General features: G+C 54.6%; 19 protein-coding genes. 9 read left to right on the top strand and 10 right to left on the bottom strand.

The features are described 5' to 3' along the window. Nucleotide 1: 1 nt before the first annotated feature. The 3 genes from BLR64_RS05350 to BLR64_RS05340 are packed head-to-tail and all read right to left on the bottom strand — an operon-like array spanning nt 2 to nt 4,141. Nucleotides 2–724, bottom strand: a complete 723-nt coding sequence (locus BLR64_RS05350) for a DUF4386 domain-containing protein (protein WP_090712922.1) — start codon at nt 722–724, stop codon at nt 2–4. A 55-nt stretch (nt 725–779) separates the two neighbouring features. Then, nucleotides 780–2,402, bottom strand: coding sequence for a response regulator (locus BLR64_RS05345; protein WP_090712920.1), 1,623 nt, complete (start codon nt 2,400–2,402; stop codon nt 780–782). Continuing rightward, on the bottom strand, nt 2,399–4,141 hold the full coding sequence (locus BLR64_RS05340; protein WP_244157621.1) for a sensor histidine kinase: 1,743 nt from the start codon (nt 4,139–4,141) through the stop codon (nt 2,399–2,401). Before BLR64_RS05340 ends, BLR64_RS05345 begins: the two co-directional genes overlap by 4 nt. A gap of 387 nt (nt 4,142–4,528) precedes the next feature. On the opposite strand from BLR64_RS05340, the gene BLR64_RS05335 reads away from it, so the two are divergent. From BLR64_RS05335 to BLR64_RS05290, 9 genes are all read left to right on the top strand, one after another. After that, on the top strand, nt 4,529–6,073 hold the full coding sequence (locus BLR64_RS05335) for an extracellular solute-binding protein (protein WP_415840989.1): 1,545 nt from the start codon (nt 4,529–4,531) through the stop codon (nt 6,071–6,073). Between the two features lie 320 nt (nt 6,074–6,393). Next, nucleotides 6,394–7,386: a LacI family DNA-binding transcriptional regulator gene (locus BLR64_RS05330; RefSeq protein WP_090712916.1), complete on the top strand. Its 993-nt coding sequence runs from the start codon at nt 6,394–6,396 to the stop codon at nt 7,384–7,386. Nucleotides 7,387–7,987: 601 nt separating this feature from the next. Next, on the top strand, nt 7,988–9,277 hold the full coding sequence (locus BLR64_RS05325; protein WP_090712914.1) for an alpha-amylase family glycosyl hydrolase: 1,290 nt from the start codon (nt 7,988–7,990) through the stop codon (nt 9,275–9,277). A gap of 303 nt (nt 9,278–9,580) precedes the next feature. Beyond that, entirely contained in the window at nt 9,581–10,504 is a 924-nt protein-coding gene (locus BLR64_RS05315; protein ID WP_090712910.1) for an ABC transporter permease, read from the top strand. 15 nt (nt 10,505–10,519) lie between these two features. Further along, nucleotides 10,520–11,443, top strand: coding sequence for a carbohydrate ABC transporter permease (locus BLR64_RS05310; protein WP_090712908.1), 924 nt, complete (start codon nt 10,520–10,522; stop codon nt 11,441–11,443). Between the two features lie 46 nt (nt 11,444–11,489). After that, nucleotides 11,490–13,919 (top strand): glycoside hydrolase family 31 protein, encoded by a 2,430-nt coding sequence (locus BLR64_RS05305; RefSeq protein ID WP_208607133.1) that lies wholly within the window; start codon nt 11,490–11,492, stop codon nt 13,917–13,919. A gap of 237 nt (nt 13,920–14,156) precedes the next feature. Beyond that, a complete protein-coding gene (locus tag BLR64_RS05300) occupies nt 14,157–14,603 on the top strand; it encodes a GNAT family N-acetyltransferase (RefSeq protein ID WP_090712906.1) in 447 nt (148 codons plus the stop codon). A 128-nt stretch (nt 14,604–14,731) separates the two neighbouring features. After that, nucleotides 14,732–15,133 carry an Rrf2 family transcriptional regulator gene (locus BLR64_RS05295; RefSeq protein WP_090712903.1) on the top strand — a complete coding sequence of 134 codons (402 nt, stop codon included), beginning with the start codon at nt 14,732–14,734 and terminating at the stop codon, nt 15,131–15,133. 94 nt (nt 15,134–15,227) lie between these two features. Continuing rightward, complete coding sequence (locus BLR64_RS05290) at nt 15,228–16,130, top strand: class I SAM-dependent methyltransferase (protein ID WP_090712901.1); 903 nt, start codon at nt 15,228–15,230, stop codon at nt 16,128–16,130. Nucleotides 16,131–16,226: 96 nt separating this feature from the next. Here the strand turns inward: BLR64_RS05290 and BLR64_RS05285 are convergent, their stop codons facing one another. The 7 genes from BLR64_RS05285 to BLR64_RS30710 form a co-directional block, all read right to left on the bottom strand. Continuing rightward, nucleotides 16,227–16,763, bottom strand: a complete 537-nt coding sequence (locus BLR64_RS05285) for a cupin domain-containing protein (protein WP_090712899.1) — start codon at nt 16,761–16,763, stop codon at nt 16,227–16,229. Between the two features lie 192 nt (nt 16,764–16,955). Continuing rightward, on the bottom strand, nt 16,956–18,566 hold the full coding sequence (locus BLR64_RS05280; RefSeq protein ID WP_090712896.1) for a DHA2 family efflux MFS transporter permease subunit: 1,611 nt from the start codon (nt 18,564–18,566) through the stop codon (nt 16,956–16,958). A gap of 23 nt (nt 18,567–18,589) precedes the next feature. Next, nucleotides 18,590–19,024, bottom strand: coding sequence for a MarR family winged helix-turn-helix transcriptional regulator (locus tag BLR64_RS05275; protein ID WP_167360604.1), 435 nt, complete (start codon nt 19,022–19,024; stop codon nt 18,590–18,592). A 244-nt stretch (nt 19,025–19,268) separates the two neighbouring features. Beyond that, the gene (locus BLR64_RS05270; RefSeq protein ID WP_090712892.1) at nt 19,269–21,206 is read right to left on the bottom strand and encodes an NAD(+) synthase; all 1,938 of its coding nucleotides are present in this window, start codon (nt 21,204–21,206) and stop codon (nt 19,269–19,271) included. Between the two features lie 206 nt (nt 21,207–21,412). Further along, complete coding sequence (locus BLR64_RS05265) at nt 21,413–22,255, bottom strand: sugar phosphate isomerase/epimerase family protein (RefSeq protein ID WP_090712890.1); 843 nt, start codon at nt 22,253–22,255, stop codon at nt 21,413–21,415. Then, complete coding sequence (locus tag BLR64_RS30715; protein WP_167360603.1) at nt 22,255–22,953, bottom strand: rhamnogalacturonan acetylesterase; 699 nt, start codon at nt 22,951–22,953, stop codon at nt 22,255–22,257. Before BLR64_RS30715 ends, BLR64_RS05265 begins: the two co-directional genes overlap by 1 nt. A 1-nt stretch (nt 22,954) precedes the next feature. Then, nucleotides 22,955–23,722: an alpha/beta hydrolase gene (locus BLR64_RS30710; RefSeq protein ID WP_167360602.1), complete on the bottom strand. Its 768-nt coding sequence runs from the start codon at nt 23,720–23,722 to the stop codon at nt 22,955–22,957. Between the last annotated feature and the right edge of the window lie 15 nt (nt 23,723–23,737).

Below are 23,737 nucleotides of genomic sequence, written 5' to 3'. Positions count from 1 at the left end.
TTTAGCCGGTTTGTGTCTGGACTTTTCCTCCCCTGAACAGCAGCCATATCCCCAAACCGAGTTCCCCCGCTGACATAGGGATGATGAAGATATACTCAAGGATTCTCCCGATACCCTCATATTCCGGTAAGAAGAGTTTACATAAATGGATGAGAATATATCCGGCTGACGCAATCAGCAACAAAACAGCGATCCATCGCGGCACATTACCTGCTTGGAGCGCCAATATTCCCAAAATCAGCAGATGCCCGCCAAATACAATTAAGCCGACGGACCACATGGCATCAAATGCTTTTAAATAGAGCATGATTTGTACACCCAATTGGGCCAAGGTGTAACCCTGCGAATACTCTGTACCTGTTGTCAGCAGCTGAACATATAGTAAATTCATTACCGCGATGCCCAAGATAGCAGAATAAATAAGCCGCAGCCATGCACCCAGCAGGGACAAAGGCTGATTTACTGGCTTCAGAAAAAGATAACACGACCAGGCGACGATAATATCGAGCATCAGAATGATGATCCAGCCGGCAAGCTCTGCGCGGAAGAGGTTCTTATGCGTCATCAAGTTTTGTAATGTGGCATGGGCATTCCCTTCGGTAAGAAGTGCTGAATGGGCATAGCCGTATGAAAAAGCGGCAACGAGCGCCATGATCAATAATCCTGTCCCCGCTGTTAAAGCCGCTGTCCGCTGATCCGTTAATCCCCTCAATGTGTTATTCATGAACAATCCCCTTTGCACTGTGATGAGTTCATCTTACACCGGGGGATGTATTCGTTCATTGACTTAAGTTAAGAGGATGGACTTGCTGCTCCTTCTTATACTCATTTGGCGACAAACCGACCTCCTGCTTGAACAGCTTGGAGAAGTAGGAGTAGTTGGAATAGCCGGTTTTGCTGGCGATGGTGTAGACGGACAGGTTGGTCGTTTCCAGCAGATGTCTGGCAGCCGCGATGCGCACCTGGATGACATAGCTGCCGAGGGAGATGCCGGTTTCGCGCTTGAACAGCCGGGCCAGATAGTCCGGATTGAGGTAGACGATTTCCGCCAGATCGTTGCGGGTCAGGTCGTCCCCGTAGTGCTCGTGGATGTACTGCTTGATCTCCTCGGCAATCGATTTGGGCTGTGCGGCGAAGTCGCGGTACTCCATGGCGGTGTTAACCAGATACTTCAGGTATTCCTCCATGTCCTCAATCGAGCGCAGGGAGTGGAGCAGCAGCTTGTCATTGGCCTTGCCGGCGTAGAGCTTGTGGGCCTGGATGCCTTTTTGCTTGAGAAAAGAGTACACCAGCTGCACCATGTCCAGCCGGAACAGGCCGAGCACCGGGGTGTCGAGCGACTTGTAGCTGAGCATGGAGCGCAGATAGCGGATAGCCTCCCCCAGAAAAACAGCCAGCTTGTTCTGGTTCAGCAGCTCCTCAAGCTGGGCCAGATCCGGCGGAGTATACGTGGACTTCGGCTGACGCAGATCGTTCTCCACCAGATAAGTCTGGTTCCGGCATCTCGTCAGCTCCTCGTCCATGTTCAGCAGCTGCTTCAGGATGCTGCCGACCTGCTGCAGCTCACCCGTCAGGCCGATCGTACAGCAGGCGTCGCATTTCAGATAAGGCACTGCCTTTTGGATAAAAGAGGTCCCGGTTGCCTGCAGCAGGGCATTGTCCAGCGGCGGCTCGTTCCATTTGAGAATGGCGATCCAGTTGTACTCTTTTATCTCCAGAATGCTTTGGACCGTGTAGCCGGGATGCTGCAGCAGCTCATACAGCACGTTCAGCAGCGCGAAATCGAACAAATCCTTCTCTTCCTTGCCCATGCTGCCGTTATGGGGGAAGACGTTGAACAGGACAGGCTGGATGAGATCGCCCATCTGATAGGACAGATTCTGCTCCTCGATAGCACGGCTGATTTCCGCCTGCTTAACCGGGGAGGAGGTGCTGCCGCTGGCCAGCTTCCGCCAGAAATGCTCGAGGTTTTTGGACTGGTTTTTCTGCCAGAAATAGCCCCCGAGAATCGCCTCCTCATTGATCTGCTGCTCCTTGGCGCGGGCGACAGCTTTTTGGATGATCAGCATCAGCTTGTCGAACTCAATCGGCTTCAGGAAATACTCGAAGCTTTGCAGCTCAATCGCCTTCTGGGCATAGTTGAAATCGGCATAATTGGTCAATAGGATCGCCTGGACGCTGAGATTCTGCTCCCTGATCCAGGCCAGCAGCTCCAGGCCGCTGCCCTGCGGCATTTCAATGTCGGAGATCAGAATCTGCACGGGATGCTTCTCCAGAATTTCACGCGCTTGGGCCACATTGTTCGCGGTATATACCGTTTCGATGCCCAGCTGATGCCAGTCGATTTTTTTCTGCAGGGCGGCAATTACATAATAATCGTCATCTACCAGCAAAATATTCATAGATCTAACTTCCTTTCTGCTGCAGGCTCCGGAAGATCGGGCAGGTATAAAGTGACACATGCGCCGCTGCCGGGGAGGTTGGTGAAAGTAACGCCGGCCAGATTGTAATAGAGATACTCCAGCCGTTTCAGTGTGTTCATAATGCCGATATGTGTGCCCTTGGTCTGATCCAGCGGCAGTCCGCCCTGCAGCTTCTCCAGCACCTCCGGCGGAAACCCCGGCCCGTTATCCGACAGCTCAATCCGCGTTCCGTTAATTCCCTCCTCCAGCTGGCAGCGCTGTACAGTGAGCGTGATCTGCATTTCATTTTCCCGGGAGATGGCGTATTTGACGGAATTCTCAATAAAGGTCTGCAGGACGAGCGGCGGGATCTTTACATTCCTGGCCTCCTCGGGCAGCTCCACCTGATAGCTGAAGGCGTCCCGGTAGCGCTGCTTCTGAATCTCCAGATACATCTGCACATGCTCAATCTCGCTCTCCAGCGGCACGAAGTTCTCCCCGTTCTGGAACAGGTAGCGGAAATACTTCGAGGTGGTCATCGCCATATCCTCAATTTCCTGATACATTTGAATTTGAGCCATACTGTAGATACTGGTCAGGCAGTTCAGGAAAAAATGCGGCTTGATCTGCTGCTTCATATAATCCAGCTGAATCTGCTGCTTCTCCAGCTCCTGCTCATACATTGCGATTTTGAACGTTTTAATCTGCTGGACGAGATCCTTGAACTGGGAGTTGGCCTGCTCCAGCTCGATGATTTTGCTGCCCTTGTAGTCGGCCGGCTGACTTTCTTCATTAATACGGGCCAGATTCTCGGAGAAGCTCTGGATCGGTCCAAGCACCCTCCGGTTGAGAAAGATCATAATGATCGACAGCGACGAGATCACCATGAAGAACAGCAGGACGATCAGGAGCTGGGCGATCATGATTTTTTCAAAAGCCCCGAATTTGATCACCATGTCCGCGCTGAACGTAGTATTCAGAAACTCGCTGCTGATCGTGGTGCGCGGCTGCTGGAGCAGAGAGAAGCGCCCCTCACCCCGAACCGCCTTGCCGCTGTTGGATACGGGACTTGAGAGCACGGTGCCATGGTCATCCACAAGCGAAGCATAGCCGCTCTCCCCCAGATTAATCTCGCGCAGCGGGCGGATCAGATTGTCGGCGGAGATCAGTCCGATCAGATAGCGGTTGTAATACGGGACGATGTTAATGACGTAATATTTGCCGTTTACAAGAACAGGCGTCCATTTGGAATAGAACTTTTCGTACACCTCCTTGTCATCAATAAAAGAGATGATCTGCCGCTTCAGCTCCAGATAGTCCGGATAGTTCACGCTGATCGGCGCACAGTTTAGGAAGTAGGACTGATTTTTTAAATAGTAGAAAAAATTATATTCCTGGCCGTAGTTCTTCTGCAGCTCGGTAAATTTTTTGTGCAGATTCTCGTTGGACTTGAGGAACTCAATGCTGTTGATGCGGTAGGCGTTCATCGTGTTCAGCGTCTCGTCATTGGCCAGCGTCCAGCCCATATAGTGGTTCATGTAGGCGAAATCATGATTGATCCGGTTGATGTACAGCGCCGCCGTATCCTTGAGATAGCGGGTCGACTGCTGCCTGACGATAATAATGGAAGTAATGCTAATGATAAGATCCGCGATAAGGACAATGACGGCAATCAGGATCATAACCCTGACATAATGGCGGATGGGAAGCGGCTTGGGTGCTGCTGTTTTTTTGGTCATGGCTGGGTACGTACCGGTCCCTTTCTGCGCAATTTCAATAATGAATGCGTTTTAAATAGGTAACATCAACATTATAAAACCTTTGCCCGAAAAAAACATAAGTATAGGGAGGCGTTTTGCCGCAAAGTCCGGAAAGCGCTATCAAAGGTCTGGAAAGTGTCATGAAAAAAAGGGTCTGCAAAGAGATTCGTGTCCGGATAACAGGCAAATCTGCGCCAGAGGTCCGAATAACGGCCGCAAAGCGTCCGGAATACCTGTCTTTAAGCCGTTATGATTAGACATGTAAAGTCAATATGCACACATAAGAAACGGGGGATTTACACAATGGTCAAACAGGGAAAGAAGGCTTCGGCCAAAAAGCTGACGACCGGTCTGCTGGCAGCCGTGATGGTTGCCGGACTTGCGGGCTGCGGCGGCGGCAACGGAGAGAACAATGCTGCAAACAGTGATACAAGCAGCTTCAACAAGGAAGGCCTCCCGATTGTAAGCGAGCCGGTAACGCTGAAGGTACTGACTGTGCGCTGGGGCAGCATGGGGGACACGTTCACGCAGAACCAGTGGCTGAAGGATCTGGAGACGAATACGAATGTAAAAATCGACTGGCAGGTTATGTCCTCCAACGACTGGGGCGAGCAAAAATCGATCATGCTGGCCAGCGGCACGCTGCCGGATGTGGTGATCGGGGATCAGACCTTCTCGGATTCCGATATCGTGAACAACCTGAGCTATTTCCGTCCGCTGGATGACTATATTGACCAGTACATGCCTAACCTCAAGGCTGCTATGGAAGAGACGCCGGATATGAAGAAGATCAGCACATTCCCGGACGGTAAAATCTACTCTTTGCCGGCCAGACTGCCGTCACGTCCAAAAAGCTCCCGCCAGCCGGTTATCAACAAAACCTGGCTCGACAAGCTCGGCCTGAAGGTTCCTGAGACCATCGATGAGCTGTACAACGTGATGAAGGCATTCAAGGAGCAGGACCCGAACGGCAACGGCAAGGCGGATGAGATTCCGTATATTGAAGTGAGCAACGACCTGATCAGCCCGTTCGGCATCGCCGACCTCAACAACAACAACATGCTGGTAAAGGACGGCAAAGCGGTATACTACCCGACCTCGGAGGAATACAAGGAAGGCCTGAAATGGGAAAACAAGCTGTACACTGAAGGCCTGCTCGACAAAGAGCTGTTCACCCAGGACGACACGATGAGATCCGCCAAGTTCCAGAACCCGGACGCTCCGGTAGTGGGCTTCTCCTACCAGTGGACACCGGATGCCGTATTCGGCAAATGGGGCGACCAGTACGTAACGATTCCGCCAATCGCCGGACCGGACGGAAAACGCTACACGATCGGCAATCCGAACGGGATGAACCTGGCCCGCAACGAGTTCCTGATCACCTCCTCCTGCAAAACGCCGGAAATCGCCGCACGCTGGGCGGACCAGTTCTACACCGATGAAGCGAGCATCCAGAACTTCTGGGGCGCAATCGGTACGGTTATCCAGAAAAATGATGACGGCACCTATACGCTGATGGACCCGCCTGCCGGAACCAGCGCCGATGCCTGGTACTGGGAGCAGTCGCTGCGTGACTTCGGTCCGAAATATGTCAGCCCGGACTTTGAGCAAAAGATCGTGCTGAGCACAGAATCCGGCGACGGCCTGAAGCTGCAGCTCGATAAGCTGGGCAGTGAGTATGTGACTGAGCCGTTCCCTAACGTAATGTACACCGCCGAAGAGTTCGAGGAACTGCCGACGCTGACCACCGACATTGATTCCTATGTGAACACGATGCGCGCCCAATTCATCAGCAAGGGCAACATTGATGAGGGCTGGGATGCCTATGTGAAGCAGCTGAACGACATGGGGCTCGACAAGCTGCTCAAGATCCGTACCGAAGCCTACAGCCGTTATACCAGTGTAAAATAATCCGCCTGTTATCCGCCCCGCGCAATCCGTTGCGCGGGGCGGGATTGTCTTGTGGGAGGTGGCTGTCATCCCACAATATTCATATCCGTCACCCCGCTCACTCCGGTGTGTTAGGAGACAGAGGAAGAACGGAGTAAGGATATGCGAAGTGTCACGGGGTATGCATGTGCGAGCAGGTAACAAACGGTAATGACTTGGTTGAATGTCCTATAGAGCAGGCTAGCGGATTGAAAACAGGGGAGAGTGACACAGCAGGAGTGCTATTAAGGGCATGAAAAGTTGAGAGAGTGGTGTTGGAGAGGAGGCTGATTGCAGTGTCTATGACCGTTACGATGAAAAAGGTGGCCCGCCGGGCGGGCGTCTCCGTGTCTACCGTCTCCAGGGTATTGGCAGGTCATGTCAATGTCCGGGCGGAGACCTCCCGCAGGGTCAGGGAGACGATGGAGGAGCTGGGCTATACGCCGAATATTATCGCGCAGAACCTCGTGTCGCGGACGACCCGCTGCATCTGTGTCCTGCTGCCGGACACGGCAGAGATATGGCCGGCCAACCTCTACTGTATGGAGGTGATCCGGGGGATTATACTCGGCGCCGGCAAGCTGGGCTACGACATCCAGCTGGCCTCCGGCAATGGAGAACGGGAGGAGCTGGAGGCCGTCTCCCGGCTGCTGAAGGGTGGCCGGGCTGACGGTGCCATCCTGCTCTCCGCCCGCCGGAGCAGTGCGGTTGTTGATTTCCTGCAGCAGGAGGGCTATCCGTTTGTGCTGGTGGAGGACGGACCGGCGAAGGACGCAGGAAGTGAGGCAGAGGCGGATATGCATGAAATGGATGAAGGGAGTGGCGGGCAGACGAAGGCTGGCGGGGAAAGCGCAGACAGTGAGTGGTATAATCTGGTTGGAGATGGCGGGAGTGAGGATAAGGTGAGGCGAGGCGGGAAGGCGGCAGATAGGAGTGCGAGCGAGGTGAGGCCTGGCTGGAAGGCGGCAGATTGTAGAAGCAGCAGTCTGGTGGAAAATGGCCGGGGTGAGGCAGGGGACGGGAGTAAGGTGGAGGCGGATATGCTTGAAACGGATGAAGGGAGTGGCGGGCAGACGAAGGCTGGCGGGGAAAGCGCAGACGAGGGTGCCGGTGCGCTGGCGGCAGCGATAGTAACTTTTCCTGGCATACCGGATGAAAGTGTTGCGGGGATGGGTACGATGGCTTCGGAGCTACTGATCGGGAGCATCCGGCGGAAGAGTCGGCAGTCTTCCTTGGAAGGGGACGCAAGCTGTGTGGCCCAGTTTGTCCTGCGCCGGCCGGTACTTAGAGGATAGCGACTCTTAAATGAGGGCCGGTAAAATTTAGTTGGATTTTCGCCACTTAAATCCATTCTTTTCTGCTGAACCGGACAATTAGGTGGAAAAACGTCACCTAATTCGGCCGATATACCCCCGGACAGGCGAATTTGGCATATTTAAGTGACCTTTTTCCAACTAAATTATGATTATCGTTGTTTGATGAAGAATTAAGTGACGAAAAACCACTTAATTCCATTTAACCCGCCCAAAGATTGGTTACTCAACACACGGTTACGCAACAATGTCCCATACAGCGCCAAGCACTCATACAGCACCAAGCACTCATACAACACCAAGCACTCATACAGCACCAAGCACTCATACAACACCAAGCACTCATACAACACGAAGACTCTCATTCAGCACCAAGACTTTCATACAGCACCAAGACTCTCATAAAGCACCGAACTCTCATAAAGCACCAAACTCTCATGTAGTACCAAACTCTCATGCAGCACCAAACTCTCACATATCACCATTCTCCCAAACAGCACCAAACAGTCATCCAGCTAACTTATCCACCCGGACATTCGGCCTTAAATCCACTTTAACTAATAGGAGTAGGAGTGTAACAGAAATGGCAAAGCATACGGCAAAATCGCTGCGCAGCAGTGTTGTATATTCGGTGTACGTCCGCAATCACAGTGAGGAAGGGAGCTTCCGCACGGTGGAGCGCGATCTCGGACGTATCCGCAGCCTTGGCGTGGACATGATCTGGCTGCTGCCGGTCCATCCGATCGGTATGGCCGAGCGCAAAGGGGGCTTAGGCAGCCCGTACGCCAATCAGGACTACCGGGAAATTAACCCGGAGCTGGGCACACTGGAGGATTTCAAGTCTCTGGTCGGCGCGATCCATGAGCACGGGATGAAGTGCATCATCGACGTAGTGTATAACCATACCTCGCCGGATTCGGTGCTGGTCAAGGAGCATCCGGAATTTTTCTACCGGACGCCGGATGGGAAGCTCGGCAATAAAGCCGGAGACTGGGCTGATATCGTGGACCTCGACTATAACTGCCCGGAGCTGTGGGACTACCAGATTGAGACGCTTAAGGGATGGGCGGGCATCGTCGACGGCTTCCGCTGCGACGTTGCCCCGCTGCTGCCGCTGGCATTCTGGGAGCGGGCCGTGAACGAAGTGCGCGAGGTCAACCCCGGCTGCCTGTGGCTGGCCGAATCCATCGAGCCGGACTTCATCATGCACCTGCGTTCGCTCGGCCTGACGGGGCTCAGCGATGCGGAAACGCTGCAGGCGTTCGATGCCTGCTATGACTACGATGTCTATCCGTATTACAGTGGTTATCTGGCCGGAGAGATGACGCTTGCGAGCTACGTTGAGAAAATGAACGCCCAGGAGTACCTGTACCCGGATAACTACATTAAGCTGCGGTTTCTGGAGAACCATGACCGGCCCCGGGCCAAGTCTCTCATTCCGGATGAGCAGAGCCTGATCAACTGGACGGCCTTCCTGTATTTCCAGAAGGGCATGACGCTGATCTACGGCGGACAGGAAACAGCAAATACCGTTTGCCCTGATCTATTCGACAAGGATACAGTCAGCTGGGATACCGGGACCGATCTGTCCTGGCTGTTCGCGGCGCTGTATCCGGTCAAGCAGAAGGCAATTATGTCGGAGGGCATCTGCCACCTGCGCGCAGTAGAGGAAGAAGACATCGTAGCAGGAACATACACCTGGGGCAGCCGGAAGCTGGCAGGTGTATTCAGCCTGAAGGGCAGGCAAGCAGAGGTGGACACCGGCCTGCCGGATGGAAGCTACCAGAGCCTGATCGACGGCAGCGAGGTCACGGTCTATGGCGGCGGCAAGCTGTTCTGTGCCGGCCGGCCCGTCATTATAGAGCAGGTGTAAGCCTGCGTAACATACTGTAGATGATACCGCCGGAAGCAGCCGCTGCAGCTGCCTGGCGGTATTTTTGCGTCCGGAAGCAGTCCAAACATTGCCCTGCTGCCCGCCAGGCCGAAAGTCCGGATAACAGCAGCGAAAGTCCGCATTGCGCATACCGGCCCGCTGCCCGGGAAACCGTGCAGCCCGGAAGCTTTTACACCAATCATAAAAGTCCGGTTAACACACCCATTAGGTCCGGCAGCCGCCGATACCTTAAAGATATACTTTAGGTACTTAAACAGATAAACACATTCAGGAGGGGATTTCATGAGATCCGGTCAAGCCAGTTCCGGGGGAACGCTTATGGCGGTGAAAAGAAACTGGGGGCTGTATTTGCTGCTGCTGCCCGCGGTGGTGCTGTCGCTGCTGTTCGCGTATAAACCGATGTACGGAATACTTATTGCATTCAAGGATTACAGCCCGGCTTTAGGGATTACGGAGAGTCCGTGGGCGGGGTTCAAATATTTTGAGAAGTTTTTTAACTCCTATCAGTTCTCGAACACGATTAAGAACACGCTGATTATCAGCCTGTACAGTCTCGTAACCTTTCCGATTCCGATCATTCTGGCGCTGATGGTGAACCAGATGCGTCCGAACCGGTTCCGGCGCTTTTTCCAGACGGTTTCGTATATGCCGCACTTCATCTCCACCGTGGTCATGGTCGGACTGATGGTCATTCTGCTGTCGCCAAGCACCGGTCTGGTCGGCAACCTGTTCAGCCTGTTCGGCAAAGAAGCGCCCGATCTGCTCGGCTCCTCGTCGCTGTTCAGCAGTGTGTACGTCTGGTCGGATGTGTGGCAGCATGTCGGCTGGGACAGTATTATTTTTATCGCGGCATTGTCTGCGGTTGACCCCAGCCTGTATGAAGCAGCAACCGTGGACGGGGCGAGCCGCTGGCACAAGGTGCGCTTTATCGATATTCCGATGCTGATGCCGACGGCGGTTACGCTGCTCATTTTGCGTGTCGGGGGGCTGCTTGGGGTTGGCTTTGAAAAAGTGTACCTGATGCAGAACGACCTCAACGCCACCTCCAGCGAAATTCTGTCCACCTATGTATACAAAATCGGTCTGCTCAGCAGCCAGTACAGCTTCTCGTCGGCCGTCAATCTGTTCAACACCGTCATTAACTTTATTTTGCTGATTATCGTCAACCAGATTTCCAAAAAAATCAGCGAAAACAGCCTGTGGTAGAAGGAGGAGTTCACAATGGGAGTACTTACACCTGCAGTTAAAGAGTCCAAGGGGAAAATAAAAAACAACCGCTCCTCCGATACCGTGATGGAAGTTGTGCTGTATGTGATTGCGGTGCTGTTTCTGATTATTCTGATCTATCCGCTGTATTTTATCGTTATCGCTTCATTCAGTGACCCTTCGGCGGTCGCCGGCGGACAGGTCTGGCTGTTCCCGAAAGGGTTCACGCTCGACGGCTACAAGGAGCTGCTGCGCCATAGTAATATCTGGATCGGCTACCGCAATACCATCCTGTATACGATCGTCGGCACGCTTATCGGCCTGGTTGTGAATATCTCGGCAGCCTATGCGCTCTCGCGCAAAGACCTGAAGGGGCGTAAATTCCTGTCGCTGTTTTTTATCTTTACGATGTTTTTTAACGGCGGGCTGATTCCGACCTTTCTGACGGTCCGTGATTTTCATATGTATGACACGTTTCTGGTCATGGTGCTGCCGTTCTCGGTCGGCGTGTATAACATCATTGTTGCCCGCACGTTCTTCCAGACCAGTATTCCGGGCGATCTGTGGGAGGCGGCGCAGATTGACGGATGCGGCAATCTCCGGTTTTTTACCGGGGTGGTACTGCCGCTGTCCAAGGCGATTATTGCCGTGCTGGGCTTGTGGATTGCTGTCGGCCACTGGAATTCCTATTTCAACGCCCTGATCTATCTCAAAAATCCCAATCTGCATCCGCTGCAGCTGATCCTGCGCAACATTCTGATCACCAACCAGATGCAGTCCGGCATAGGGTCCGGGGAGGCGGCGCAGCTGGCGCTGCGGCTGGCTAATATGATGCGTTACTCTGTCATCATTGTCGCGACCGTTCCGATTATGTGTGTATATCCGTTTATCCAAAAATACTTTAACCAGGGGGTTATGATCGGCGCGGTGAAGGAGTAGTTCTTACCGGTGCGCCGGTTAGAGCCGGAAATGAGGTCATATCATTATGGAAAATATTATGCAGGAGCAGCGGCCGCTGCCTGAGCATCTGAAGCTGGCGGTGCGGCCTGCCGCCAGTCCTGAAGCAATGATAGAAGGAGAGGGCTACCGGATCACTGTTCTGACTCCGCAGCTGCTTCGTCTGGAATACCATCCTGACGGCAGGTTCGAGGACCGGGCGACCCAGACTGTGCTGAATCGTGACTTTCCGGTGCCGGAGTTCCGGCTGATTGATCACGGCAACAGGCTGGAGATCATTACGGACCGGCTGCATCTAAGCTATGACAAGCAGCCATTCTCCCGCTACGGGCTTAATGTCCGTGTGCGTAACGGATCAGGCCACCTGATGGGAGTCTGGCATTACGGCGACACGCCGCAGAATCTTGGCGGTACGGCCCGGACGCTGGATAATGCGGACGGGGCGATTCCGCTTGAACCGGGGCTGATGTCCCGCGGAGGCTATACGGTAATGGACGACAGCCGCTCGCTGCTGCTGGAGGAAGACGGTCAGGTTACGCCGCGCGAGGCCGGCGCGCTGGATTTGTATTTCTTCGGGTACGGGCATGACTATCTGGAATGCCTGAAGGATTTCTACCGCCTCAGCGGCCCGGCGCCGCTCCTGCCGCGGTATGCCCTTGGCAACTGGTGGAGCCGGTATTACCCTTACAGCGCAGATGAGTATCTGGCGCTGATGGAAAGGTTCGAGCAGGAGCAGATCCCGTTCTCTGTGGCGGTGATTGACATGGACTGGCATCTGGTCGATGTCGATCCGCAGTACGGCAGCGGCTGGACGGGCTATACATGGAACCGCAGGCTTTTCCCGGACCCGCAGCAATTCCTGGCCAGGCTGCATGAGCGGGGGCTGCATGTGACGCTGAATGTCCATCCGGCAGACGGCGTGCGTGCCTTCGAGGACCCGTATCTGGCGATTGCCGCGGAGCTTGGCATGAACCCGGAGAAGGGCGATGCGGTGGAATTTGATATCACCGATCCGAAATTCCTGCGGGCCTATTTCAAATATCTGCACCATCCGCTGGAAGAGGAGGGCGTGGACTTCTGGTGGATCGACTGGCAGCAGGGCGGTGTGACCCGGGTGCCGGGACTTGAACCGCTGTGGATGCTGAACCACTATCACTATCTGGACAGCGGCCGGCGCGGCAGCAGGCCGCTGACGTTCTCGCGTTATGCGGGGCTGGGCAGCCACCGTTATCCCGTGGGCTTCTCCGGCGACACGATCGTCACCTGGGAGTCGCTTGCGTTCCAGCCGTACTTTACGGCGAGCGCGGCGAATGCCGGGTACGGCTGGTGGAGCCATGACATCGGCGGCCATATGCAGGGCTATCTTGACGATGAGCTGGTGATGCGCTGGGTGCAGTTCGGCGTGTTCTCGCCGGTGCTGCGCCTGCACAGCTCAGCCAGCCCGTTCAACAGCAAGGAGCCGTGGCGGTTTAACCCGGTTGCGGAAACCGCGATGAAGGAAGCGCTGCGCCTGCGGCACCGGCTGATTCCCTACCTGTACACGATGAACCGCTACGCGAGTGTGGACGGGCTGCCGCTGGTCCGGCCGCTGTACTATCATCATCCGGAGCAGCCGGAGGCTTACAGAGTGCCGAATCAGTATTACTTCGGCACCGAGCTGATGGCCTGCCCGGTCACTTCCCCGGTTGACCGCCGGACAGCAATGGCGGAATTTACAGCGTGGCTGCCGGAGGGCCGCTGGTTCGATTTCTTCAGCGGCCGGAGGTATGACGGTGGCCGCAGCCTGTCATTGTACCGGAATCTGGAGACAATTCCGGTACTGGCAAAGGCAGGGGCGATTGTTCCGCTGGCTGACCACAGCGGCTACACATCCTCCACGGCGAACCCTGGGCAGCTGGAGGTTAAGGTGTTCGCCGGAGCGGACGGCCGTTTCCGCTTGTGGGAGGATGCGGAGGATGCGGAGGGAGCGTTGGGGGACCGTGAGGAGAGCTGGTGCGTTACGGAGATGACCCTAAGCTGGGCAGATACCGCCAGCTTTACGGTTCATCCGGCCAGCGGCAACCTGGCTGCCCTGCCTCCGCTGCGCAGCTGGAAGCTCTGCTTCGCAGGCGTAGCCGAAACGCAGGTGAAGGTGTTTGCCGGCGGCGCGGAGACGACTGCGGATACAGCGTATGACCATTCCACACATACGCTTACGGTAACGATCCCGGAGACCGCGGTGTCTGCCGCGATTACGGTTGAACTTGGCAACGCAAAGCTAGCCGTAAACCGGACCGGAGAGGACATATTCGACTTGCTTAACCGGGCCCAGATTGAGTTCCAGCTGAAGGAGCAGATTTACGGGCTGGTACGATCCTCTGCCACGCCGGCGGCAGCGCTGGCTTCCCTGGCTGCACTTAAGCTGGAGCAGCCGCTGTTCGGCGCGCTGTGTGAGATTTTGACGGCGGGCTTAGGCTGACCGCATTGGAGTAATAACGGCGCTTAGTGTTGCGCAGACCGAATTCTTTTACCGAACCAGAATAGCTGTACAATTTGCAGTTACATCCAGGAGGTCTGTCCTCGCGCGATGTAGCTGCATTTTGTGCGAATACTCTTTTTTTATAACCGTTCTCTCCATCTTAATCCGTTAATGAGTAGGATATTATTAGATTGTCCGATTATCGGAGAAGGTGATCTGAATTCTGGAGGAATGGATATGTCTATCGAATTAAGACCGGTATCTGTTGAGAATTGGTATGATTGCACCCGGCTAACAGTAAAGCAGGAACAAACCGGTGTTTTTCCAGCTCCTGTTGTTTACTGGATAGCAGAGTCCAAATTCGTTCATGACTATGAGCTTTGCGTAATCTGTTCTGAGGCTTTGCCCGTAGGTTTTCTTGTTTATTGTAAAACACCTGACGCCGACGGTAACCATTGGATACCTGCACTCATGATTGATGAGAAGCACCAGGGGAACGGCTTCGCCAAAAAAGCAATGCGGGAATTGATTGATCATATGCGTGAGCTTGGATGTCAGAGGCTAATGATCGGCCACAGGCCGGATAATCGGATTGCAGGTAATCTGTATGAGTCTCTGGGGTTTCTTAGAGTAAGCGAAGAAATCATTGAAGGTGAAGTAATAAGGCTGCTTAAGCTTAACTAAACCGTCCGCGGCAGGCCATAATGATAAATATATTAGCAAACAGCTTATTCAAAAAGCATAGAAGAAGCTTGCATTCCTTTCCCATAACGGCTATTATAGACTCATTAAGTCTGTAATTGAGGTGGAACATGAAATACTCCAAAGCGACGAATTATGCGCTGCATACGATGCTTTTTCTGGTCGCAGCTTCCCCTGATAAGCCTGTGGGCGTGCAGCAGCTGGCGGAGCGGCAGCATGTATCGCCGACGTATCTGTCGAAGATTCTGACCAAGCTGGTAAAGGCCGGACTGATTCAGTCAGCCTCAGGTGCGAACGGCGGGTATCTGCTCAAACAGAAGAAGGACGATATTTCTTTTCTCGATGTTATCCATGCGATTGAAGGGACGGCATCGCTGTTTGACTGCACACTGAATCACTCCAGTGAATGCCTGATCCAGCAGGTGATGGTGGAAGCCGAGAACGGGATGGAAGACTACCTGCAGAATAAGAAGATTTCCGAGCTTGCTGCAAAAGTAACGGTGGATTTATAAGCGCCGTTATTTTTACGGCTTGATTATAGATATAAGAAGTCTTTTAAGTCTTTGTAAGACAGGTAGTACATTAAACGAAAAGGGATGATAAAGCATGAACAAGGATCTATTTGACGCACAGGTATGGGAGCAGGCATGGAAGGAGGACCCGAAATCCTACATTAATTTGACAAGAAAGGCCGGCGTGGACCCTACCCGATCCTTCGATTCCAAAGCGGCTGTATTTAATGAAGAGGTGTTCAGTGAAGGCGGCAGACAGCGGGCGGAGCGGATCATCGGCTGGATGGAGGGGCAGGGCGTTGATTTTGACGGATTGACGGTGCTGGATATCGGCGCGGCTTCAGGCGGGTTCAGTGTGCCGTTTGCCGAGCGCGGGGCGAAGGTGACCGCCGTTGAGCCGAATGCGCTGCTGGCCGATTTGTTTGAAGCGAATAAAGCCCGTGTCAGCCCAGGAAAAGCGGAAATTACCCTGGTACGCGAAGCTTTCGAGGATATTGATCTGGCAGCCAGGGGCTGGGAGCAGGCGTTTGATCTTGTATTTGTCTCGATGTGTCCGGCTGTGTCCGACTGGGCAGGCGCGGAGCGTGTGATCAGCTGTGCCAGCCAATTCTGCTATATCAGCACTTCAGCCGGCTCCAGGCGGCACAGTCTGCTGAACGAGGTGCTGCCGCTGATTACCGGGAAGGCGGCTCCGCTTGGCGAAGCCTCCGAAATGGCCTATCTGCTGAATCTGCTCTATCTGAAGGACTATGCATTCGAGTCGATTGTGACCAAGGAAATGAAGAGGACGGAATACACTGTAGAAGAGGCCATTGACGAGGTGCATCAGCTGCTGAAACACCACCGCCTTGCAGACGGTGGAGATATCCGGAAAATAGTTTCTGACTATATGCAAGCTACGTATCCGGAAGGAAAGGTGACTGTGCAGCAGGGAGGCCGCTTCGGCAAGGTGCTGATCCGGCTGCGGGATGAGAATATGTATAGCAGGACTAAATAAGCTGCATGTAAAAGAGCTTTGCCGTAGAATTCCGGCAAAGCTCTTTTTGATTCCAAAAAAACGGCCTGCTTCGGTTATGACATTCGGCTGACGCATTTAGCCTCCTGCCCCCCATGCCTCCAGCAGCGGCCCGGCCTTGCCGTAGGCCGGATCGCTGTCCGGCAGCGGAACCTGCGCGATCTCGGGCAGCGCCGCTGCGAGATCGTCCGGGGTAGCCCGGCGGGTGTTGTAATCCGTCCCGCCGGGATAAGCGCCGGCGACGCGGAAGCCGGCGGAGCTGTGCAGCAGCTTGTGCGCCGTGCCGGCCGGCAGCACCAGCACATCTCCGGCCGATACCGCAAGCGTCCGGCCGGCATCGCCGCCAAGCTGCAAGCTGGCGCTGCCGGACATCACGCCAAGCACCTCATGGGCGTTGCTGTGGTAATGATGATAGCTGAATACACCGTTCTGCCAGCTGTTCAGCCAGCCGTTGTCATTGAAGATTTGCTCGGTGCGTTCCGGATGGTCCCGCAGAGCACCTATATACACAATGACCGGCAGCGCCTGGTTGTTCGGCAGCAGGCCATCCGGCGGGAGCATAAACGTCTCGATGGCTCCGTCCGGAATTTGCCGGCCGTTATCAGCCTTTGACATGATCATCGCCTCCTGTTCTACAGATGTCATTACCCTTTACAGGCTGCAGCGCAACGGACTGTTGTCTCCGGTCCGGGAAGGGTGCCGGACAGGTCAGCCGGTGCCGCGCAGCACCGCAGTGGCAACAAAAGGCAGCAGCCGGTCACCGGAGTGATCAGCTGCTGCCTCTTTTATTGAGCTAAGTCTAATCCCTTACTCTACCGCCAATTTCTTGGTATCCACAGCTTCTGCTTCAGCAGGAGCCTTATTCGAGGAACGCAGCGGCAGCTCTTTCAGGAAGAACACGAGCACGAAGGCAAGACACAGAACGATGGTGCCTGTCAGGAATACAGTGGACAGGGTCTGGCCCAGTGCATCACGGATGCTGTCAATCATCTGTACGAATATTGGCTGAACATCAGCAGGCAGGCCGGCTTGCGTCTGCTCCAGCAGCGGCTTGTTCATCAGCGCCTGCGGGTTGGCAAAAGCAGTCATCTGCTGGGCAACCGTTGGATCAAGCTTGCTGAAGTCGGCCGCCGACGATGAGGTCAGTGCTTCTTTCAGATGCTTGGTCAGATTGTTCGACATTACAGTACCCATTACCGCGATGCCGATGGTACCGCCAAGGTTACGGAACAGCTGAGTAGAGGCTGTTACTGCACCAAGCTCGGTGTGGGACACGGCATTCTGGGTAGCCAGTGAGAAGACAGGCATCCCGAGGCCCAGGCCCAGACCGAATACGATCATACTAAGCACAGCCATCGGCACGTTATGCATGATTACCATAATGCCCATACCGGCAACCATAATCGGTACACCGATCAGGGCGAAGCGTTTGTATTTTCCCTTTTTGGCAATCATCTGGCCGGTCAGGGCGCTGGCTATAACCATTACGATGGACATCGGCATAGTTACATAACCTGCATAGGTTGCGGAAATTCCAAGTACACCCTGTACAAAGAAGGACAGGTAGATCATCGCGCCCATCATGCCGAAGTTCATCAGGAAGCCGATCAGGTTGGAGATCGTAACTACACTGTTTTTGAACAGGTGAAGCGGCAGGATCGGGTTTTTGGCTTTGGTTTCAACGAAGATAAAGATAATTGCTGATACTACAGTGGCAGCCAGCAGCCCGAGAATCTGGGCAGAGCCCCAGTCATATTCCGTACCCGCCCAGGAAAAAGCAAGCAGCAGCGGTACGATGGTGGTTGTCATAAACAGGGAGCCTAGGTAGTCGATGCTGGTCGATGCTCCGCGTTGTGCTTTTGGAAACAGGGCCAGGATCATGCCGAATGCGACCACACCAAGCGGGAGGAAGATCCAGAACAGCCAATGCCAGTCGAGATGGTCAATCAGGTAACCGCCGAGTGTCGGTCCAAGTACGCTGGAGAAGCCGAAGACTGCGGTCATCAGACCCATCCATTTGCCGCGCTCGCGCGGAGGGAACAGGTCGCCTACAGCGGTAAAAGCGGAGGACTGGATGATACCGGCCCCAATACCCTGAATCCCGCGGTAAGTGATGAACTGGAAGACATTGTCGGAGGTACCCGTTAAAAAGGCGCCGACCATAAAGAGCAGAATACCGACGAGCAGAAACGGCTTGCGCCCGAACATGTCAGAGAGCTTGCCGACGAGCACGGTGGCAATTGTCGAGGTCAGCAGGTAAATATTAATGGTCCAGGTATAGTAGTCCATACCGTCAAGAATGGAGATGATGCGCGGCATCGCCGTGCTGGTAATCGTCTGGTTGATCGCGGCAAACAGCATCGCTGCCATAATGGCGATCATAATGGATAGCTTGCGCTTATCTGTTAGGTTTTCCATAGTTGGTTTCTTCACCGTCTCTTTTATTTTTTGTCTAATTCCTTGATTAATATCCCGAAAATTCTTCTCAAATGCTCCATGTCTTCTTCAGGCAAAATACTGAAATAAGAATGCATAACTTCACCAAGCTTCCCCTGCGTTGCCTTGATTACGGCTATTCCTTCGGCAGTCAGCGTGATTTGCATGGCCCGGCGGTCTCCGGCGGCGCGCTCCTTCTGAATATAGCCTTCAGTAAGCAGCTGATCCGTAATTCCCGTAACTGCGGCAGGTGTCAAATCAAGCGCAGCGGCCAGCTGAGAGACCATCATCGGACCTTCCCTGGACAAGGTTTGCAGCGCCTTGAACTGGGTCTGGGTGATTGGAAAGCCTTGTTTGTTCCACTGCTGGCCGAGCCCCTTCAGGAAAGTCTTAAAAAGAATGGGGAATTCAAAATATCTGTCACGCTCCTGATCTGTCAATCCTTCACCTCCCGGACAATCATTTGAAATACATAAACGGTTTATTAAATTAAAGATTTAATAATTAATCGAGAAATAATTAATCAATAAATAATTAACTACTTAATTATTAAAGCATGAAACAATATATCATCTCTGCAAAAATACGTCAAGAGCCAAACTACTTTTTTGGAGCACACTAAAAAGCCGTACCCGCACCAGCCTGAACTGATGAGGATACAGCTATTATTTAACCCGCCTGAGATTATAATTCGTCCGCTTCACGCAGCCAGAGTGCGGCAGAAGCATCACTTGGCATCCGCCAGTCGCCACGCGGCGAGAGGCTCACGGTACCGACCTTAGGCCCGTCCGGCAGACAGGAGCGCTTGAACTGCTGGGTGAAGAAACGGGAGATGAACACCTTCAGCCAGGCCTTGAGCTGCTCCTTAGGGTAAGCCTCACCGAAGGCCTGCCGGGCCAGATAGAGCATTTTGCCCGGACCTGCGCCGGTCCGCAGCATGTAGTAGAGGAAGAAGTCATGGACAATGTAGGGTCCAAGGATATTCTCGGTCAGCTGAACAATCTCTCCGGTAGCCGACGGCGGCAGCAGCTCAGGGCTGATGCCTGTCTCAATAATGCTGTAGAGGAACTTGTTCACCGTCTCATCCGCCTCATGATCGGCGTACCAGGCAACGACATACTGGATCAGCGTTTTTGGAATACCCGAGTTCACGCTGTACATCGACATATGGTCACCGTTATACGTACACCATCCAAGGGCAAGCTCGGACAGGTCTCCGGTACCGATGACGATGCCGCCGTTTTTATTGGCCAGATCCATCAGAATCTGCGTGCGCTCACGGGCCTGCACATTCTCATAGGTTAAGTCATGAACATCCTTGTCATGGCCGATATCTTCAAAATGCTGCAGGCAGGCCGCCTTAATGTCAACGACCATCATCGAAGCGCCGAGCGCCTTGATCAGGCCAACCGCATTGTCGTAGGTCCGGTTTGTTGTGCCGAAGCCCGGCATTGTTACGGCCAGCACATCGCTTGCCGGACGTCCGAGGCGTTCCATTGCGCGTACAGCAACGAGCAGGGCGAGCGTGGAATCAAGCCCGCCGGAGATGCCAATCACCGCCTGCTTCGTTCCGATGTGGCGGATGCGCTTCATCAGGCCGGAGGTCTGAATCGACAGAATTTCCCGGCAGCGCTCATCCCGCTGCTGCGGATTGCCTGGAACGAACGGGTTGACGGCAATTTTGCGGACAAGCTGGCGATCCTTCTGCTCTGCCCCCGGATCGGCGAACAGGATCTCGCGGTAGTTGCGGCCGCCCTTGCCGGCCCGGAACGTGCCCATTACCGAACGGGAATATTGCAGCCTCGGGACATCAATATCGGCGATGATGAGCTGGCTCTCATGGCTGAACCGCTCTGATTCGGCCAGCGTCTGACCGTTCTCGGCAATCAGCGAATGGCCGCCGAACACGACATCTGTCGAGGACTCGCCAGTATTGCTCCCCGCATAGACATAAGCCGCCACACAGGAGGCGGACTGGCCGGATACCAGCTGGCGCCGGTAATCGGCTTTGCCGACCAGTTCGTTGCTGGCGGACGGGTTGAACAGCAGCAGGGCGCCGGCCTGGGCCAGCAGGCTGCTCGGCGGCACCGGTACCCATAGATCCTCGCAGATTTCTACGCCGAACGACAGATTGCCGTCACTTTCACTGGCAAAAATCAGATCATTGCCGATCGGCACTGTAACACCGCCCAGACGGAGCTCGGTAACCTCCAGCTCCTCGGCGGCAGCAAACCAGCGCGGCTCATAGAATTCGCTGTAGCCGGGCAGGCAGGTCTTGGGAACAATACCGAGAATCTTGCCCTGCTGAAGGACTGCGGCGCAGTTGAACAGCCGGCCTTTGATGGCGACAGGCAGTCCGGCGATAACGATCAGGCTGAGGCCGGCTGTTGCGGCTGTAATTTCATGCAGGGCTGCGATGGCTTCAGTCTGCAGCTTGGGCTGCAGAAACAAGTCTGCGCAGGTATACCCTGTAATAGATAGCTCCGGAAGCACCAGATATTCCACCTGCTGTGCATGAGCCTGTTTGATTACTTCAATAATCTGTGCTGCATTGAACCCGCAGTCTGCGACGCGAAGCTCGGGGGAAGCTGCGGCGACCCGGGCAAATCCGAATTTGTGCATGATTTCACCTATCCTTTGTATGAATGAAGCTGTCTAACCTAATTGTACCCATGATCTTGAGTAACTAACAGTATGTAAGGGGAGCGGAGCTCCATCGTCTATTTTACATGAAAATCCCGGGAAGCACATAACAGCGCAGCTGCCCGCGCCAAAAAAGCACCCGCATGCTGCGGATGCTTAAAAGATGCGGCCGGGACGGCGAAAGCCTAAACTTCATTATACAGCCGGTGCAGAAGATCTACACTATCCTGTAAAAAGGGCTCCGATGTGCTCTCCAGCAGTCCCTGGATATGAGGGCGCCTGTATTTCATGTATTGCAGAATGGGTGCAAAATGCAGCTGACCCTGGCCGACAGGAACGATAACGATTTTGCCGTCCTCTACAGTGAAATCCTTGAGATGGATGACCGCAATCCGGTCGCCCAGAAGCTCCAGCGCCTCGGTAATAACAGCCTCCTGCTGCCGGTAGTTGTCTGGTGACATCAGGTTTGCGCAGTCCAGAATAATCTGCAGATTATTCGACGGGACCAGCTCCAGCAGCCGCTTCGCCAGCCTGGCGCTATGCAGCGGATGATTCTGGCCTGCTTCAATGCCTACGGTAACGCCAAACCGTTCAGCCTCCGCAACCATCCATTTTACCGACGCTACCACCTCCAAAAAGGCCTCCTCGGTAAAATTGTCCGGTGTATAGCCGTTCCCGACGCTGCCCGTTTCAGTGCCGACCAGACTGGCTCCGAAGTCACGGGCCAGACGCAGATGTGTGCTGAAATCCTGCAGCGCCTGCTGCCGTTTGCCGGGATCAGGGTCAATGATGTTGACATAGCAGCCGAGCACGGCAATTTTGATACCCGCCTGGCGGAAGCTTTCCCCGTAATATACAGCCGTTCCTGGACTGAGCGAGGACAGGGAAGGAACACTGCCCGGGAATGATTTGCGCACGGCAAGCTGAATGTGGCTGAACCGGTAGTGCTTCAGCTTCGCGATCAGCTCCGGCAGGGAATGGCCGGGAAAATCATGGGCGCGGATGCCGAGATGCAGCGGTATGTTCATTATCGGGCTGCCTCCTTGTGCAGGTAAGCGTGCAGCTCTGCCAGGGCTGTACACTGCCGGATAGCTACGGCTACAAGCGCGGCAATACGGTTGGCGCCTTCGGTGCTGAAGTGCGTGTCATCCGTTACGCCGTCCGGATAGTTAGGGTGCTGCCCCGGGGGCAGGTGCATCAGCAGATGCTGCGATCCCGGGATGCCGAGCTTGCGGTACAGCTGCTGCGAAGCAGCAAAAATATCAAGCAGCGGTGTCCCGGTCTCCTCAGCGACGGACCGCATCGCTGCCGGATAAGCGCCTACGGCCAGGGGATCGGGTTCACCGTCCGCTGTGAACCGGCGGCGGCTGACAGAGGTCAGCAGCACCGGATTGCCGCCGCGGCTGCGCGCGGACTCGATATAGAGCCGCAGATTGTGCCTGTATTCATTATCCGGATCGGTATAACGTAACGGGTCCTCCTGCTTTTCGTCATTATGCCCGAACTGGATCAGCAGGTAATCGCCCGGCTGGAAATCCCGCTCGATGTCGGCCAGACGGCCTTCCGTAAGAAAGGATTTGGTGCTCCGCCCGTTGATCGCACGGTTATCAATAATGACTTCAGGGCTGAAGTGGGTCTGGAGATATTCGCCCCATCCGGCCATCGGCTTGGCTTCCGCGCCCTTCAGGGCAGCGGTTGAGTCACCGGCAATATAAAGTGTCGGCATATCAGACTTCCTCCTTCTTCGCTACAAAATGGTGTTTGCCCAGCCAGACCTCGCAGAGCTGCAGCCATTGCCGGCATTCAGCATTCCCGGCGGATAGTCCAAGCCCATGGCGTCCTTCTTCAAAGATATGCAGCTCGAACGGAATTCCTGCTTCCGACAGGGCAGAGGCAAATTTCAGGCTATTCTCCACCGGAACACTGGCATCGTCGGCGGTTGTCCAGATGAAGGCGGGCGGACTATCCGCGTTCACCTGCCGTTCAGCCGAATGGGCGGCAACCTCCGCTTCAGCCGGACTTGAGCCCAGCATGTTCGTGCGGCTGCCCATGTGGGCAAAGGGCTCCTCGAACGTAATGACCGGATAACCCAGAATCAGCAGGTCGGGTTTACATGCCGGGGCTGCTGTGACTGCGGCTAGGGCAGCGAGATGCCCGCCGGCCGAGAAGCCGGTGAGGCCGACCTGCCCGGGCTGCACACTCCAGTCCTTGGGTGTTTCCCGGACCCAGGCCAGCGCATCCACAACATCCTTGATCAACGAAGCGGGTTCAATGTTCTGCGTCCGGTATTTCAGCACTCCGGCGTGAATGCCAAGGCTGTTCAGCCATTCGGCAACCGGCCTGCCCTCATGCTGAGCCAGATGATGATAACCTCCGCCGGGCAGCACGAGGATAAACGGCCGCGCCTCCTGAACCGGCAGCGGATAAAGGGAAAGGATGGAGGCGCCGGAATTCTCCGGCACAGCTCCATCCCCGTCAAGACATACATGCAGCATGCCTGCTCCCCCTAA

The sequence above is a fragment of the Paenibacillus typhae genome (genome assembly GCF_900099765.1).
Classification (GTDB): domain Bacteria; phylum Bacillota; class Bacilli; order Paenibacillales; family Paenibacillaceae; genus Paenibacillus_AQ; species Paenibacillus_AQ typhae.
The sequence above is the reverse complement of the archived record's forward strand: the minus strand, read 5'-3'. Positions and strand labels throughout refer to the sequence as shown.